This is a genomic window from Lentzea sp. NPDC051838, from assembly GCF_040681245.1.
Lineage (GTDB): Bacteria > Actinomycetota > Actinomycetes > Mycobacteriales > Pseudonocardiaceae > Lentzea.
Genome location: NZ_JBFAYI010000001.1, coordinates 602766 through 617754, shown reverse-complemented (window position 1 = coordinate 617754; position 14989 = coordinate 602766). Strand labels below are relative to the sequence as shown.

Sequence of the window (14989 nt, the reverse complement as noted above, 5' to 3'; positions counted from 1 at the left end):
GCAGGACTGCGCCTAGTCGGGCCGCACGATCGCCAACGGGCACGGCGCGTTGTAGACGAGTGCCTGACTCGTCGAGCCGAGCAGCATGCCGGCGAACCCTCCGTGCCCGTGGCTGCCCACCACCACGAGCTGCGCCTCGGCCCCGAACCGCAGCAACGCCCGCACCGGCCGGTCGCGCATCACCACGGGATGCACCCGCACGTCCGGGTACTTCTCCTGCCACCCCGCCAGCCGCTGCGCCAGCAACCGCCGCTCCTCGCCCTCCACCTGGCTCCAGTCCACGGTGAACCGCGACGCCGTGTAGGCGCCCTCGACCATGAAGTCCGTCCAGCACATCACCGCGGTGAGTGGAGCGCCGCGCATCGACGCCGACTCGAAGGCGAACGCCAGCGCGGCCTCGCTCGTCGGCGATCCGTCGACGCCGACGACCACAGGGCCGTCGGGCACGGCCGCGCCGCGCACCACGACGACAGGGCTCTTGCCGTGTGCTGCCAAGGCGAGTGCGGTCGAGCCGACGATCATGCCGGTCACCGTGCCCAGGCCCTGCGACCCGACCACGACGAGCCGCGCGGTCTTCGACTCCTCGATCAGCAAGCTCACCGAGCCGCAGCAGACCACCTCGGTCGTCATCTCGACCTCCGGTGCCGCCGCCCGCGCGGCCGCCAGCGCCTCGTCCAGCTTGTCGTGGCCGAGCTGCTCGAGCGCCTGGCGGATCTCGTTGCCGGTGAGGATGATCTCGGGGTACCCGCGCACCGGGAGCACGTAGGCGTGCACGAGCCGCAACGGAACCTTGTGCCGGGCGGCCTCCTGCGCGGCCCACGCGGCGGCGGCCAGCGCCGAGGAGGAGCCGTCGACACCGACGACGATCGGGGCGGATGGGGCCTTCATCGTTGTCCTCCAACAAGAACTCGGGTGTGCAGGACGCCGGGAACGGCGTCGGCGAGTGCGACGAGAACCCTCTCGGTGTCGTCGTCGGTGCTGTCCGCGCCGATCACGGCTTCGCCGTCGTCGACCGTGACCGTCCACTTGCGACCGCCGCCGTAGACGTCCAGCACGCGCTGGACCTCCGCGGCCACGGTCGTGTCGGTCCTGGCGAGCACGCGGACCAGATCGCGGCGCGTGACGACGCCGATGACGGTGGAGCCGTCGACGATCGGGACGCACCGGCGGCGGTCGTCGATCATGACGCGGGCCAGCATCCCGGCGGGTGCGGCGGCGTCCATCGCGACGGCGGGGGTGGTCATCACGTCGCTGACGAGGGCGTTGGACTCTTCGAGGTACTTGCCGCGCACCAGGTCGGCTTCGGTCACGATGCCGACGAGTCGTTTGTCGTCGTCGACGACGGGCAACGCGGTGAACCCGTGCGAGACCATCAACGCCGCCGCGCCCTTCAGAGGCACGGCCGGTGTCACGGTGATCACCGGGCTGGTCATGATGTCGCGAGCACGCATGGCGGATCTCCTTTCCCCGGGCCGGCCACGCCCGTGCCGCGGCCTCCGCCGGGTTCCATCGCACGTCTCGACGATTCCGCCGCGTCCGGCACGCGGACAGGGCGGACGTGCCCACCGCGAACGGGCACTTGGACTCTCCGCGCGGTCGCCCGGCAGGCACACGCTGAACTCGACGACCACGGAGGAGATGGAGATGTACCCGTACTACGGCGGCCCGATGGGCTGGGGTGGCTTCGCCATGATGGCGCTGACGATGCTGGTGTTCTGGGGTGGCCTGGCCGCGCTGGTGGTGGTGCTGTTGCGCCGGTTCCCGCACACCCGGCCCTCGCATCGCATCCTGGAGGAACGGCTGGCCAAGGGCGAGATCGACACGGAGGAGTTCGACCGGCTGCGCAGGGCTCTCGACGCCCGGTGACAGGGTCTTTGGTCCCTGTGGGCCCTCTTCAAGACGAGAGATCGTGAGCGCGGGACAATCGAGGAGAGGTGGTTGCGGTGGTGTCGCGAGTCTTCCTGGTGGACGACCACGAGATCGTCCGGGTCGGGATCAGGGAGCTGCTCAGCGCCTCCCCCGATCTGGAGGTCGTGGGCGAGGCGTCCTCGGTCACCGAGGCGCTCACGATGATCCCCGCCACCAACCCCGACGTCGCCGTGCTCGACGTGCGGCTGCCCGACGGCAACGGCATCGAGCTGTGCCGGGAGCTGAAGTCCCGCCTGCCGGACCTCAACTGCCTGATGCTGACGTCGTTCACGGACGACGAGGCGTTGTTCGACGCGATCATGGCGGGCGCCTCCGGGTTCGTGCTCAAGCGCATTCTGGGCACCGACCTCACGACGGCGGTCAAGACCGTCGCCGATGGACAGTCCCTTTTGGACGCACGCTCGACCGCCGCACTGCTCAACCGCATCCGCCGCGAACGCGAGCAGGGCGACCCGGTTCGCGCGCTCACCGAGCAGGAGCGCACCGTGTTCGACCACATCGGCGACGGCCTGACGAACCGGCAGATCGCGGAGAAGATGTTCCTCGCGGAGAAGACCGTGAAGAACTACGTCTCGCACCTGCTCGCCAAGCTCGGCCTCGAACGCCGCACCCAGGCCGCCGTGCTGTCCTCACAGCTGCGCAAACCCACCCACGACAACGAAACCGGCTGAGGCTCAGTCCAGCGGAACCCGCCAGGTCACCCGAGTGCCACCGCCCGGCTCGTCCGCGACGGTGAGCGCGCCGTTCAGCTCCGTCGCGCGCTGCTGGAGGTTGCGCAGCCCACTGCGCGCGACCTCGGGCGGCATGCCCAGGCCGTTGTCCACCATCGTGATGATCAACGCGTCGCCCGCCTCGACGGTGAGCGTCAGTTCCGTCGCGCGAGCGTGCCGCAGGGCGTTGGTGACCGTCTCGCGCACGACCGCTTCGGCGTGCTCTCCGATGTAGCCGGGCACCAGGCTGTCGATGGTGCCCGACATCCGGATCGCGGGGCTCAGCTCGGCGCCCTCGGTGATCTCGGCGACGAGGTTGAGCAGCCGGCGGCGCAGCCCGGTGTCGTCCGAGTCGGCCTGCAGGTCGAAGATCGAGGTCCGGATCTCCAGCACCGTCTGGTCGAGCTGGTTGACCGCCTTCTGCACCCGTCTGCGGGCTTCCGGGTGGGTCACCCACGTCAGCGCGCCCTGCAGGCTCATCCCGGTGGCGAAGAGCCGCTGGATCACGTGGTCGTGCAGGTCGCGGGCGATGCGGTCGCGGTCCTCCAGCACGTCGACCATGCGCTTGGCCTGCTGGTTCTCCGCGAACTCGATCGCGACCACGGCCTGGTCGGCGAACGACGCCAGCAACGGCATCAGGTCCGCCCCGAACGCCGCGGAGTCCTCGTCCCGCACGGCGAGCAGGATCCCGGTGACCGACGTGCCGGTCCGCAGGGGCAGCACCGCCGCGGCGCCGGTGTGCGCACCGAGCCGGCCGTCCACGTCGTCGATCAGCGCCGGTGCCGCCGTCGCCAGCACCTGAGCGAGCACAGGGGCGTCCGCGGGGAACTCTCCTGGAGCGATCTCGTTGCCCGCCTGCGCGGCCCTGCGGAGCTGATCGCCGTCACGCAGCAGCACCGCGGCCCATGACGCCGACGCGAGCTCGACAGCGCGCTGCACGATCAGCCGCAACGCGTCCTCGGCGGTCGCACCTCCCAGGAGCTGGGCGTTGATCTCGGCGGTCGCTTCCAACCACCGCTCGCGCATCCGCGAACGTTCGAACAGGCGGGCGTTCTCGACGGCCACGCCGGCCGCCGCTGCCAGCGCCTCCAGCACGACCTCGTCGTCCGCGGTGAAGTCCCCGCCGTCCTTCTTCTCGGTCATGTAGAGGTTGCCGAACACCTCGTCCCGCACCCGCACCGGCACGCCGAGGAAGCCGTGCATCGGCGGGTGGTTGGGAGGGAAACCGACCGAGGCCGAGTGCTCGGTGAGGTCGTGCAGCCGGATCGCCCTCGGGTCCTTGATCAGCAGACCGAGCAGGCCCTTGCCCTCGGGCAGGTGCCCCATGTGCGAGCGCGTCTCGGGGTCGATGCCGACGTAGACGAACTGGGAGAGGTTGTGCCGCGACCCGAGCACGCCCAGCGCGCCGTACCGGGCGCCGACGAGCTCCACCGCGGCCTGGACGATGCGCTGCAGCGTGGAGTCCAGCTCGAGCCCTGCGCCGACCGCGAGCACCGCGTCGAGCAGGCTCTGCATCTTGTCCCTGGTCGACCCGATCTCGGCCAGCCGGTCGCGCATCTCGTCGAGCAGGTCGTCCAGCCGCAACCCGCCGAGCAGGCTGCGGGCGGGCGTCTCCTCCCGTTCTCCCATGGATCAAGCCTTGCACGGGGTGGGTGCGCGGCCAAGCGGTCCCGGTCAGGTCGGGACCTTTGATGGTGGGTCCGTTCTCGGAGGGCGCGGACAGTGGTGGGACGACACGTTCTACCAGGCAACACGATGAGGTGAAGGACGATGACCGAGGTGACCGCGGCGCTGGGACTGGGGCCCGAGCAGATCACGAGCGCGCTCACGGCCGCTTCGCTCGCGCCCTCCGTCCACAACACGCAGCCGTGGCGGTTCCGGGTCGGGCGCGACCGGATCGAGCTGCATCCGGACCCGTGCCGCAAGCTGGCGGCCACCGACCCCGAGGACCGCGAACTGCGGCTGTCCTGCGGGGCGGCGCTGTTCAACCTCCGGCTGGCGCTGCAGAGCATGGGCGTGCGCCCGCTGGTGTCGATGCTGCCCGGCCACGACGCGCCCGGCGCCCTCGCCGTGGTGCGCCGCGGCGGCACGATCAAGATCGACGACGAGCACCGCGCACTGCTCGCGGCCGTGCCCCGCCGGCGGACGAACCGCAGGCCGTTCCTGGAAGCCGCCGTCGACTTCAGCCAGCGCCACGCTCTGGTGCGCGCGGCCGAGCTGGAACGCTCCTGGCTGCACGTGGTGACGACGCCGGAGCAACGTGCCCAGCTCAAGCGGTTCGTCCTGCAGGCACACCAGATCCAGCTCGGTGACGAGGGCGTCCAGGCGGAGCTGGCGGCGTTCACCGGTCACCGCCCCGGCGCGGCCGACGGCGTGCCACCCGCGTCGGCGGGAGTTCGTCCGGAGATGCAGGACGAGTGGGTGTTCCGCGACTTCCAGGGCCCCGAACGGCACCCCGGCAAGGACTACGAGTCCGACCCGCTCGTCGTCGTCCTCTGCTCTCACTACGACGGGCCGCTCGGGGATTTGCAGGCCGGGCAGGCGATGCAACGAGTCCTGCTCACCGCGACCGCACACGGGCTGTCCGCGTCGTTCCTGTCCCAGCCGGTCGAGGTGCGGCGGGTGCGCGAGGACCTGCGCCGCGCGCTCGGCGGGATGCTCGTGCCGCAAACCGTGCTGCGCCTGGGGTTCAGCACTCCCGTCCCCGCGACACCGCGACGCCCCGTCGCCGAGCTGCTGATCGACTCCGAAGAGCGTGCGCCCTGCTAGCACGGCCGTGTACCCGGCACAGGCACCAACCCCGAGCGAGGAGCGCGAGATGTCGAACGCCGGCCTGGAACTGGTCGACGCGTACTGGAGAGCCGCCAACTACCTGTCGGCGGGCCAGATCTACCTGATGGACAACCCGCTGCTGACCGAACCGCTGCGCCCCGAGCACATCAAACCGCGGCTGCTGGGCCACTGGGGCACCACGCCGGGACTGAACTTCGTCTACGCGCACCTCAACCGGATCATCCGCGAACGCGACCTCGACCTGATGTTCGTGACCGGCCCCGGCCACGGCGGCCCCGCACTGTTGGCCAACACCTGGCTGGAGGGCACCTACAGCGAGACCTACCTGGACGTGCCGCGTGATGCCGAGGGCATGCGCACGCTGTTCCGGCAGTTCTCGTTCCCCGGCGGCGTGCCCAGCCACGTCGCCCCGGAGGTGCCCGGCTCGATCCACGAGGGCGGTGAGCTGGGCTACTCGCTGGCGCACGCGTTCGGCGCGGCTTTCGACAACCCGGACCTGATCGTGGCCTGCGTGGTCGGCGACGGGGAAGCCGAGACCGGCCCGCTCGCCACCAGCTGGCACGCCGGCAAGTTCCTCAACCCGCGCACCGACGGCGTGGTGCTGCCGATCCTGCACCTCAACGGCTACAAGATCGCCAACCCCAGCCTGCTCTCGCGGATCCCGCACGACGAGCTGGACGCGTTGCTGCGCGGCTACGGCTACGCACCGTTCTACGTCGAAGGCGACGAGCCGAGGTTCATGCACGCCCGCATGGCGGACGTCCTCGACCAGGTCGTGGACGAGATCCACCGCATCAAGGGCTCCGGCGAACGGCCTAGCTGGCCGATGATAGTGCTGCGCAGCCCCAAAGGCTGGACCGGACCCTCCGAAGTGGACGGACAGCCGGTCGAGAACACCTGGCGTTCCCACCAGGTTCCGCTGGCCGGAGTGCGGGACAACCCGGACCACCTGCGGCAGCTGGAAAAGTGGCTGCGCGGCTACCGGCCCGAGGAACTCTTCGACGAGCACGGCGCGCCACGGCCGCATCTCGCCGGCCTCGTCCCGGACGGCATCCGCCGGATGGGCGCCACTCCGCACGCCAACGGCGGACTGCTGTTGCGCGAGCTGAAGATGCCCGGCGTCCGGGCGCACGCCGCCGAGGTCGTCAAGCACGGCACCACGCACTCCGAACCGACCAGGGTGCTCGGCCGGATGCTGCGCGACATCGTCCTCCTCAACGCCGACGCCCGCTCGTTCCGGATCTTCGGGCCGGACGAGACCGCGTCCAACCGGCTCGACGCCGTCTACGACGTGACCGGAAAGCAGTGGCAAGCAGAGACGGTGCCGGTCGACGAACACCTGGTCCACGACGGCAGAGTCGTCGAGGTCCTGTCCGAGCACCTGTGCCAGGGCATGCTGGAGGGCTACCTGCTCACCGGCCGCCACGGGCTCTTCAACTGCTACGAGGCGTTCATCCACATCGTCGACTCGATGTTCAACCAGCACGCCAAGTGGCTCAAGACGCACCAGAAGCTGGAGTGGCGCCGCCCGATCGCGTCGCTCAACTACCTGCTCAGCTCGCACGTCTGGCGGCAGGACCACAACGGTTTCTCCCACCAGGACCCCGGTTTCATCGACCACGTCATGAACAAGAAGTCCGAGATCGTCCGCGTCTACCTGCCCCCGGACACCAACACCCTCCTGTCGGTCGCCGACCACTGCCTGCGCAGCAAGGACTACGTCAACGTCGTCGTCGCCGGCAAGAACGACACCCCGGACTGGCTCTCGGTCGACGAGGCCGCGTTGCACTGCGCGCGCGGCGCCGGCATCTGGGAGTGGGCGAGCAACGACGAGGACGAGCCCGACGTCGTGCTGGCCTGCGCCGGCGACGCACCCACCGTCGAAGTGCTGGCCGCGGCGAAGCTGCTGCGCGAACACCTGCCGTCGCTGCGAGTCCGCGTGGTCAACGTGGTCGACCTGATGCGCCTGCAGCCGGACACCGAACATCCGCACGGCATGCCGGACCGCGAGTTCGACGCGCTGTTCACGACGGACCGCCCGGTGATCTTCGCCTACCACGGCTACCCGTGGCTGATCCACCGCCTGACCTACCGGCGCACCAACCACCCCAACCTGCACGTCCGCGGCTACAAGGAAGAAGGCACGACCACCACACCGTTCGACATGCTGGTGCTCAACGACATGGACCGCTACCGGCTCGTCATCGACGTCGTCGACCGCGTGCCCGGCCTCGGCCAGAAAGCCGCCCGGCTGCGCCAGCACCTGCAGGACCAGCGCGCCCGCCACCACGACTGGATCCGCGAGCACGGCGAGGACCTGCCCGAGATCCGCGACTGGACCTGGCAGTGAACGTGCTCGTGGTCAACGCGGGCTCCTCCAGCCTGAAGCTCCGGGTGCTCGGCGAGGACGACATCGTCCTCGCCGACCGCACCGCCGAACGCTGGTCCGGCGAAACCGGCCCACTGGAGGAGTTCGTCCGCGACGCGCCACCCGTCGACGCCGTCGGGCACCGCGTCGTGCACGGCGGCTCCGCGTTCACCAGCGCCACCGCGATCGACGCCGACGTGCGCACCGGAATCGAGGCGCTCACCGGGCTGGCACCGCTGCACCAGCCCCGTGCGCTCGCCGGCATCGACGCGGCGGCGCGGCTGTTGCCCGGCGTGCCCCAGGTCGCCTGCTTCGACACCGCCTTCCACACCACGATGCCCCCGTCCGCCACCACATACGCCGTGCCCGCGTCGTGGCGACGCAAGTGGGACCTGCGCCGGTACGGGTTCCACGGCCTGTCGCACGCCTACGCGTCCCGACGAGCAGCTGAGCTGACGGGCCGGCCGAGCGCCCGGATCGTCAGCTGTCATCTCGGTGCCGGGGCGTCGCTCGCCGCTGTCGTGAATGGACGGTCGGTCGACACGACGATGGGCTTCACCCCGTTGGCGGGCCTGGTGATGGCCACCCGCAGCGGTGATGTCGACGCCGGCCTGCTGATCTGGCTGCAGCGCGCCGGACTGGCCCTCGACGACCTCGAAGACGGCCTGGAACGCCACTCCGGCCTCGCGGGGCTGTCCGAGATCGGCGGCGACCTGCGCGACGTGCGCCAAGCCGCGGACAACGGTGATGAGCACGCCGTGCTGGCGCTGCAGGTGTACGTGCACCGGCTGCGTCAGGGCATCGCCGCCATGACGGCCTCGTTGGGCGGCATCGACGTGCTCGTGTTCACCGGCGGTGTCGGCGAGCACGACGCCGCGCTGCGCACGGACACCGTCGCCGGCTTGGAGTTCCTCGGCCCGCTGCGGGTGTTGGTCGTCGAAGCCCGCGAGGACGTCGAGATCGCCACCCAGACCCGGACGCTCCTGAAGGAGGGATGACCGTGACCAGGCCGGTGGTCGTCGGACTGGACGGCTCGAAACCCGCCACGCACGCGGTGCGCTGGGCAGCCGAAGAGGCGGTCAGGCGCAAGACCGGACTCGTGATCACCCACACCTGCGTGCTGGTTCCGGCGCGGACGCTCGAGCTGATCGCCCCCGCGGAGTCCTATGCCGACGGTGTTCTCGAGGAAGGCCGGCAGTGGCTCGCCGACGCCACCGCGGCGGCGCTGAACGCGGCCCCTGAGGTGGACGTGACGACCGAGTTGAGCGCCGGCAACGCGGCGGAACGACTCATCGGCCGTTCCGCGTCGGCCGGTCTGCTGGCGCTGGGTTCCCACGGCCGCGGAGGATTCACCGGCCTGCTCGCCGGTTCGACCGCGGTCGCGGTGACCGCACACGCGCGCTGTCCTGTCGTCGTGGTGCGCGGCACCGAGCCGGCCCCGGACGCCCCTGTCCTCGTGGGCGTGGACGGATCACCCGCCAGCCATGCCGCTCTGGCGTTCGCATTCGAGGCCGCCACCTCGCGCGGAGTCGCCCTGCACGCGGTGCGGACGTGGTGGGACCTCACCGCCGAAACCGCCTGGCAACGAGGACTGACCGCCACGAACCTCGCGGCGATCGAGGCTGCGGAACAACGGCTGCTGGCCGAGCAGGTCGCTGACCATTCGGCCGCGCATCCCGACGTCCCCGTGCAGCAGATCCTCACCCGCGATCGCCCCGCACACACTCTCGTCGAACACTCGGCGCACGCGCAGTTGGCCGTGGTCGGCACCCGAGGACGGGGTGGTTTCCGCGGCCTGCTGCTCGGGTCGACCAGCCAGGCGTTGCTCCACCACGCGCACTGTCCCGTCGGCGTCGTTCGGTCGACCTAGCCGACCAGTCGCTCGGTCACGTCCCACAACTCACGCTGAGCGGCCGCACTCCTGCCGGGTTCCGGGCAGCGCAACGGCGCCGCGCCCTTCACCGAGAAGTAGCCGCCGGTGAGGGCCGGATCGGTCGCGAGCCGGGTGATGATCCCGGCACCCCGGCTCGGATCGCCGACCCGCAGCGCGCGCAACGCCTTCTCCAGCAGTCCGGCGAACGGAAGCTCGCGGCCCAGGCCCGTGGTGTTGAAGCCGGGGTCGCAACACACCGCGGTGACGCCGTCGAACCGGCGGGCGAGCTCTTCGCTGAACATGATGTCCATCAGCTTCGTCCTGCCGTAGTGGACGGACGACTCGCGGCGGGTGTACTCGCCGGTGAACGCCAGGTCGCGGGCCGGGTCGAGGTCGCCGGCGTGGCGCGCCGCCTCCGACGCGACGGTCACGACCCGCGCCCGTGAAGCGGTCAGCCGGTCGCGCAAGGCGTTCGTGAACACCCAGGGCGCCAGGTAGTTCACGGCGGTCATCTCGGCGAACCCGTCGACCGTGACGCGCTGGCTGAACGCGTGGATGCCGGCGTTGTTGATCAGCACGTCGATCCGGTCGTAGCGCTCGCCGACGGCCTTGGCGGCGCGCCGGACGTCGTCCAGCGAGGACAGGTCGGCCTCGAACACATCGGCGCCGCCGATCTCCACGGCGGCCGGATTGCGGGCGACGACGCCCAGGGTGAAGCCGCGGCGGGCCAGGTCGAGCGCGACGAGGCGACCGAGGCCGCGGGTCGCGCCGGTGATGACAGCGGTGGGCATGACACTCCTATATCGTGAGGTACCTCAGTTATACCTGATGCTGAGGTACCTCACGAAAGGGTGCTCATGCGGTCGAGCGAGGTCGGTCTGCGGTTCCTGACGACGTCCGCGCAGCTCAGGCGTGCGGTCGACGACCACATGGCCGCCTGCGGCGTCTCACTCGCGCGGACGAAGGTCCTGCAGGTTCTCGCCCGGCTCGGCCCGGTCAAGCAGACCGACCTGGCCACCGAACTGGGGATGGCCGCGCGCTCGATCACCCAGGCCGTCGAGGCGCTGGAGCGCGACGGGCTCGTCGACCGCACGGCCGCCGACGACCGGCGCGCCAAGGTGGTGACGTTGACGGAGAACGGCCGCGGAGCCCTCGCGGCGGGTGAGGCGGCGGGCGACGAGGTCCTGCGGTCGATCTTCGGCAGGCTGTCCCCCGCGCAGCTGGACACGTTGGACGAACTGCTCGCAGTGATCAACGAGACGCGTTGAGAGCGGAGGGCGACTCCGCCTCCGGGATCAGCAGCCGGGCAGCCCCGGATCCGTCCGTCGGCACCGCCCACACGTCGGAGTGCCCTCCCCCACGCGGAACTCCGTACGCGACGGTCCGCGCGTCGAGCCAGGCAGGCTGGTCGTCGACACTGCGTTCCTCGGCGAGCGGTGTCACGCGGCCATCGGCCAGATCGAGCACGGAGAGCCGCCAGCCCTTGGCCGGATCACCGTCCACAGCGGACTTGAAGGCGATCCGCCCGCCGTCCGGTGACAGCGACGGACACTCGACGTTGTCGCGCACCGTGCGCACGGTGCGCGCCGAGAAATCTCCTTCCACCAGGTATCGGTGGTTGCCGGTCGACATCGTCGCGAAGAACCGGTTCTCGTCCTGCGCGAACGTGATGCCCCAGAAGTTCAGGTCAGCGGACTGATAGGGGCTGCCGTCGACCGTGACGCTGAAATCCTCCAGCGTTCCCTCAAGTACGCCGCTCGCAGTGTCCAGCATGCCGGCGCGCGTGGAGAACTTTCCGCCGTTGTAGGAGTCCCCGGTGACGAAGACGGTCCACGCCACCCGGTGCCCGCCGGGCGAGACCCTGGCCCGGTTGGGCAGCCCCACCAGCGGAATCTCCTGCTGCACGGCCAGCGCGGCGTCGACCACGACGAGCTGGTAGGTGGTCAGCCCGTTCTCCGGACGCAGGCAGACTCCGGTCCCGGCGGCCGCGTACACCCGGTTGCAGGCCAGGTTCGACACCGCACGCGCACCGCCGGGGTCGTTCGCCGCCACCGTGGCGAGGCGCCCGCGTTCGCCGTCCGCCGTGCTGCGGAACAGGTAGCGCGGACCATTCAGAGTCACCGTGTCCGCGGTTGCCGCGGCTTCGCGGTTGCGGGCACCGACGAGTCCTGTGTAGACGACCGCGGTGGCGATCAGGGCGGCCACGCCGGCCAGTGCGAGCAGAATCCGGGTGCGGGTGGTCAAGCGCGCACCGCCTTGCGCGGAGTCAGCAGCAAGGCAGTGCCGACGAGGGCCACGAGCACCATGCCGGCTGCCACGCCGAGGGCTGTGTCCGCGCCGGCGACCTGCCAGAGAAGTCCGAAGAGGACGGACGAGACGAAGTACGACAGCGCCTGCCCGGTCTGCACGATCGAGATGCCGGTGGTGCGCAGGGCTTCGGGCAGGATCGGGCCGGCGAGCGCCATCAGCACGCCGTCGGTCGCGGCGTAGAAGGCGCCGTGGAAACCGAGGGTGAGCGCGAGCAACGGCCACCCCGCCGCCGGGCTGAGCAGCAGCAGGTACACCGCGGCCAGGCCGCCGTAGCCGCACATCATCACCGGCAGGCGGCCGACCCGGTCGGCCAGTGCGCCCAGTGGCGCGGCCAGCAGGAGGTAGACGAGGTTGGTGCCGACCGCGAGCAGCGGAAACCATCCGTTCGCGATGTCTTCCTTGCGCTGCAACAACAAGTAGATGAAACCATCGCCGATGGTCGCCATGCCCAGCACGCAGGCGGCCAGCAGCAGCCGCCGCACCCTGACGTCACGCAGCAACGAGCCGACCGCGCGAGGCGAAACGCTTCTCGCGGTCGCGGGCGCGGAACGCCTGTCCCGCACGAACAAACACAGCAGCAGCACCCCGCAGGCCGCGATGCAGAAGCTCGTCACGAACACGGCGTCGAAACCATCCGCGCCGGTGGACGATCCCGCAGCAGCTAGCACGGCCACCGCCACCAACGGCCCGGCGAACGCACCGGCGCTGTCCATCGCCCGGTGCACGCCGAACGCGCGCCCGAGCATCGATTCCGGCGCGGACAACGTGATCAGCGCGTCCCGTGGAGCGGTGCGCAGGCCTTTGCCCGTGCGGTCGACCGTCAGCACGGCCCCGATCGCGGCCGCCGAGGAACCGGCGGCCAGCAACCCCAGCTTGGCCACAGCCGAGAGCCCGTACCCGATGCCGGCGACCAGTTTCTTCCGCCCGGCGCGGTCGGCGAGGTACCCGCCCGCCAGCCGCAGGACGGCCGTCGCCCCGGTGTACAGCCCGTCGAACAAGCCGTAGGACAACGGGCTCAGGTGCAGGCCGAGCACCAGGTACACCGGCAGCACGGCGGTGACCATCTCGGACGAGACGTCGGTGACGAGACTGACCGTCCCCAATGCCAGGACATTTCCGCCCAGCGCGCCGAGTGTGCGCCGGGACAGGCCGCCGGGATTGTCCCGGCGGCCGATCGTCGACAGGTACACGACTACTGCCACACATCCAGGATCGGCGACTTCTGCGCCGCGTTGCCGATGCCCGGCAGGCCGTGGGCCGCCTCGATCGTCCTCAGCACGGTGTAGTGGTTGATCGACTCGCTGTAGCTGCCCGCCTTGACGTGCGCACCGGTGAACGTGGTGAAGATCTGGTTCACCGAGGTGCCGCTGTCCTCGTCGAAGGTGACGATGAGCAGGCTGTTGTGCGTCTTCGCCCACTTCGCGTAGGCGTCGAGGTTCTTCTTGAGCCAGCTGTCGCCCGTCCCGATCGAACAGTCGTGCATGTCGTTGCACATGTCCGGCGTCACGAAGGCGACGTCGGGGAGCTTCGTGAAGTCGCTGGGGAAAGCGGAGAACTTGCGGTTGCTGGACGCGGGCACGTTGCTGAAGTCCACCCACGAGTTGTGCTTGCGCTTGTAGGTGCCGCTCGTACACCCGGTGTAGCCGTCGGACGGCATCGCCTCCGAGTACCCGACGAACTTCTTCCCCTTGCCCGCCAGCTGGGTCGCCAGGTTCTCCTTCGCGCCGAGGTTCTGCGGACAGGCGTCGTCGTCGACGCCGTGCGTCGAGCCCGAGAACAGGGCGACGTAGTTGGGCTGGCTCGGATGCGTGATGCCGAACGACTTCGTGAACTTCGCGCTCTGCGCCGCCAACTGGTTGAAGTAGGACGCGCTGGAGCTGCCGTTGATCGAGGAGTACTTCTTGTTCTCGAACATCACCAGCACGATGTGGTCGAAGGCGGGCACTGACGCCGCCGCGGGCTCGACCGCGGTGACCGCGTCCGCCTGTGTGGCGACGACGGCCGCGGCGATGCCTGCCGCCGCCATGGTCGCGACCGCGATCCGCTTGACGAGCATGGAACCTCCAGGAACTCGAGCGGCGGCGCTGGAAGTATTGCTCGCTGATGAACCTCGTCGTGCGGCTGTGAATCATCCGGACCGCCCGAACGGCCCGGTAAACCGAGCGAAACGTTCCCAAATCCGACAATCAGCGGGCGAGACGTTGCCCGATCTGACAGCGGGGCGCGGCTGTCCGGTGCCGGACAGCCGCGAAGCCGGTGCGACTACTGACTTTCGGCGTAGTGGCTGGCTCCCCACCAGTCCACGACGATCACGTCCTCGTCGCCGACCACCCAGGCGTCGTGCCCCTCGGGCAGGCTCGTGACCTGGCCGGGGGTGGCGTCGAACTCGGTGCCGTCGGCCATCAGAACCCTCAGCGTGCCGGACACGTGGTACTGGAAGTGCGGCGCCTGGCAGAGGTCGGTGCCCGCGATCGGCTTGACGTGGGTGGACCAGCGCCAGCCCGGCTGGAGAACCAGCCTGCCGACCTCGCGGCCGCCGTCGAAGCGGAGCAGTTCCACGCGTCCGCACTCGAACTCGCGGACCTCGTCGGGCTTGTCGAAGTCGAGGTGGCCGAAGGTGGTCATCGCGCACCGTCCCACGCCTGCACACCGTGCTGACGGATGATGCGTCCGCCGGCGAGGTCGAGCACCGCGGCGCACAGCACCCTGGTGCCGTCGGGATAGCGGCACGACTCCAGGTACGCGACGTGGTCGCCGGTGACCACCACGCGGTCGAGGGAGTGGGTCATGTCGCGGGCGGCGATGTCGTCCAGGTAGGCGGCGATCTCGTCGCCCCGCAGGACTCTCGGGGTGCTCGGGGAGTTGACGCTGTCCACGATGCTCAGTTCAGCGTCGTCGGTGTAGAGCGCGGACAGCGTGGCCGCGTCTCGCTCCTCGATGCCGCGGCGCAGTGCCTCGACGTCGAACGTTCTCTGCTCGGTGGTGCTCATGGTTCCGCTCCTTCCT

General features: G+C 70.1%; 16 protein-coding genes. 7 read left to right on the top strand and 9 right to left on the bottom strand.

Annotated elements, in window-relative coordinates:
* Positions 1–12: 12 nt before the first annotated feature.
* Both AB0M24_RS02570 and AB0M24_RS02565 read right to left on the bottom strand, forming a co-directional pair.
* On the bottom strand, positions 13–888 hold the full coding sequence (locus tag AB0M24_RS02570) for a universal stress protein (RefSeq protein ID WP_363759907.1): 876 nt from the start codon (positions 886–888) through the stop codon (positions 13–15).
* A complete protein-coding gene (locus AB0M24_RS02565) occupies positions 885–1451 on the bottom strand; it encodes a CBS domain-containing protein (RefSeq protein ID WP_363759904.1) in 567 nt (188 codons plus the stop codon). Before AB0M24_RS02565 ends, AB0M24_RS02570 begins: the two co-directional genes overlap by 4 nt.
* On the opposite strand from AB0M24_RS02565, the gene AB0M24_RS02560 reads away from it, so the two are divergent.
* Positions 1450–1866 (top strand): SHOCT domain-containing protein, encoded by a 417-nt coding sequence (locus AB0M24_RS02560; RefSeq protein WP_363759901.1) that lies wholly within the window; start codon positions 1450–1452, stop codon positions 1864–1866. The genes AB0M24_RS02565 and AB0M24_RS02560 overlap by 2 nt on opposite strands.
* Positions 1867–1943: 77 nt before the next feature.
* Entirely contained in the window at positions 1944–2600 is a 657-nt protein-coding gene (locus AB0M24_RS02555) for a response regulator transcription factor (RefSeq protein ID WP_363759898.1), read from the top strand.
* A gap of 3 nt (positions 2601–2603) precedes the next feature.
* Here the strand turns inward: AB0M24_RS02555 and AB0M24_RS02550 are convergent, their stop codons facing one another.
* Positions 2604–4268, bottom strand: a complete 1665-nt coding sequence (locus AB0M24_RS02550) for a GAF domain-containing protein (RefSeq protein ID WP_363759895.1) — start codon at positions 4266–4268, stop codon at positions 2604–2606.
* 141 nt (positions 4269–4409) lie between these two features.
* Between AB0M24_RS02550 and AB0M24_RS02545 the strand changes: the two genes are divergently transcribed.
* Genes AB0M24_RS02545 through AB0M24_RS02530 form a run of 4 tightly spaced genes read left to right on the top strand, consistent with a single transcriptional unit; the run spans position 4410 to position 9670 of the window.
* A complete protein-coding gene (locus AB0M24_RS02545; protein WP_363759892.1) occupies positions 4410–5408 on the top strand; it encodes a nitroreductase in 999 nt (332 codons plus the stop codon).
* Positions 5409–5457: 49 nt separating this feature from the next.
* On the top strand, positions 5458–7782 hold the full coding sequence (locus AB0M24_RS02540; protein WP_363759889.1) for a phosphoketolase family protein: 2325 nt from the start codon (positions 5458–5460) through the stop codon (positions 7780–7782).
* Positions 7779–8798: an acetate/propionate family kinase gene (locus AB0M24_RS02535; protein WP_363759886.1), complete on the top strand. Its 1020-nt coding sequence runs from the start codon at positions 7779–7781 to the stop codon at positions 8796–8798. Before AB0M24_RS02540 ends, AB0M24_RS02535 begins: the two co-directional genes overlap by 4 nt.
* Positions 8795–9670, top strand: a complete 876-nt coding sequence (locus AB0M24_RS02530; protein ID WP_363759883.1) for a universal stress protein — start codon at positions 8795–8797, stop codon at positions 9668–9670. Before AB0M24_RS02535 ends, AB0M24_RS02530 begins: the two co-directional genes overlap by 4 nt.
* Here AB0M24_RS02530 and AB0M24_RS02525 read toward each other — a convergent pair.
* Complete coding sequence (locus tag AB0M24_RS02525) at positions 9667–10464, bottom strand: SDR family NAD(P)-dependent oxidoreductase (protein WP_363759880.1); 798 nt, start codon at positions 10462–10464, stop codon at positions 9667–9669. The genes AB0M24_RS02530 and AB0M24_RS02525 overlap by 4 nt on opposite strands.
* 66 nt (positions 10465–10530) lie before the next feature.
* On the opposite strand from AB0M24_RS02525, the gene AB0M24_RS02520 reads away from it, so the two are divergent.
* Positions 10531–10941, top strand: a complete 411-nt coding sequence (locus AB0M24_RS02520; protein ID WP_363759877.1) for a MarR family transcriptional regulator — start codon at positions 10531–10533, stop codon at positions 10939–10941.
* Here the strand turns inward: AB0M24_RS02520 and AB0M24_RS02515 are convergent.
* From AB0M24_RS02515 to AB0M24_RS02495, 5 genes are all read right to left on the bottom strand, one after another.
* Positions 10925–11917: a hypothetical protein gene (locus AB0M24_RS02515; protein WP_363759874.1), complete on the bottom strand. Its 993-nt coding sequence runs from the start codon at positions 11915–11917 to the stop codon at positions 10925–10927. The two genes, AB0M24_RS02520 and AB0M24_RS02515, sit on opposite strands and share 17 nt — an antisense overlap.
* Positions 11914–13131 carry an MFS transporter gene (locus tag AB0M24_RS02510; RefSeq protein WP_363761548.1) on the bottom strand — a complete coding sequence of 406 codons (1218 nt, stop codon included), beginning with the start codon at positions 13129–13131 and terminating at the stop codon, positions 11914–11916. Before AB0M24_RS02510 ends, AB0M24_RS02515 begins: the two co-directional genes overlap by 4 nt.
* A gap of 44 nt (positions 13132–13175) precedes the next feature.
* Complete coding sequence (locus tag AB0M24_RS02505) at positions 13176–14039, bottom strand: alkaline phosphatase family protein (RefSeq protein ID WP_363759871.1); 864 nt, start codon at positions 14037–14039, stop codon at positions 13176–13178.
* Between the two features lie 206 nt (positions 14040–14245).
* Positions 14246–14608 (bottom strand): cupin domain-containing protein, encoded by a 363-nt coding sequence (locus AB0M24_RS02500; protein ID WP_363759868.1) that lies wholly within the window; start codon positions 14606–14608, stop codon positions 14246–14248.
* Positions 14605–14973: a nuclear transport factor 2 family protein gene (locus tag AB0M24_RS02495; RefSeq protein ID WP_363759865.1), complete on the bottom strand. Its 369-nt coding sequence runs from the start codon at positions 14971–14973 to the stop codon at positions 14605–14607. The genes AB0M24_RS02500 and AB0M24_RS02495 overlap by 4 nt, the downstream gene beginning before the upstream one ends.
* Between the last annotated feature and the right edge of the window lie 16 nt (positions 14974–14989).

Excerpts from the sequence above, each read along its gene's own strand:
- AB0M24_RS02570 (WP_363759907.1), bottom strand. The coding sequence starts at position 888 with ATGAAGGCCCCATCCGCCCCGATCGTCGTCGGTGTCGACGGCTCCTCC.
- AB0M24_RS02560 (WP_363759901.1), top strand. The coding sequence starts at position 1,450 with ATGGCGGATCTCCTTTCCCCGGGCCGGCCACGCCCGTGCCGCGGCCTC.
- AB0M24_RS02565 (WP_363759904.1), bottom strand. The coding sequence starts at position 1,451 with ATGCGTGCTCGCGACATCATGACCAGCCCGGTGATCACCGTGACACCG.
- AB0M24_RS02550 (WP_363759895.1), bottom strand. The coding sequence starts at position 4,268 with ATGGGAGAACGGGAGGAGACGCCCGCCCGCAGCCTGCTCGGCGGGTTG.
- AB0M24_RS02545 (WP_363759892.1), top strand. The coding sequence starts at position 4,410 with ATGACCGAGGTGACCGCGGCGCTGGGACTGGGGCCCGAGCAGATCACG.
- AB0M24_RS02540 (WP_363759889.1), top strand. The coding sequence starts at position 5,458 with ATGTCGAACGCCGGCCTGGAACTGGTCGACGCGTACTGGAGAGCCGCC.
- AB0M24_RS02530 (WP_363759883.1), top strand. The coding sequence starts at position 8,795 with ATGACCGTGACCAGGCCGGTGGTCGTCGGACTGGACGGCTCGAAACCC.
- AB0M24_RS02525 (WP_363759880.1), bottom strand. The coding sequence starts at position 10,464 with ATGCCCACCGCTGTCATCACCGGCGCGACCCGCGGCCTCGGTCGCCTC.
- AB0M24_RS02520 (WP_363759877.1), top strand. The coding sequence starts at position 10,531 with ATGCGGTCGAGCGAGGTCGGTCTGCGGTTCCTGACGACGTCCGCGCAG.
- AB0M24_RS02505 (WP_363759871.1), bottom strand. The coding sequence starts at position 14,039 with ATGCTCGTCAAGCGGATCGCGGTCGCGACCATGGCGGCGGCAGGCATC.
- AB0M24_RS02500 (WP_363759868.1), bottom strand. The coding sequence starts at position 14,608 with ATGACCACCTTCGGCCACCTCGACTTCGACAAGCCCGACGAGGTCCGC.
- AB0M24_RS02495 (WP_363759865.1), bottom strand. The coding sequence starts at position 14,973 with ATGAGCACCACCGAGCAGAGAACGTTCGACGTCGAGGCACTGCGCCGC.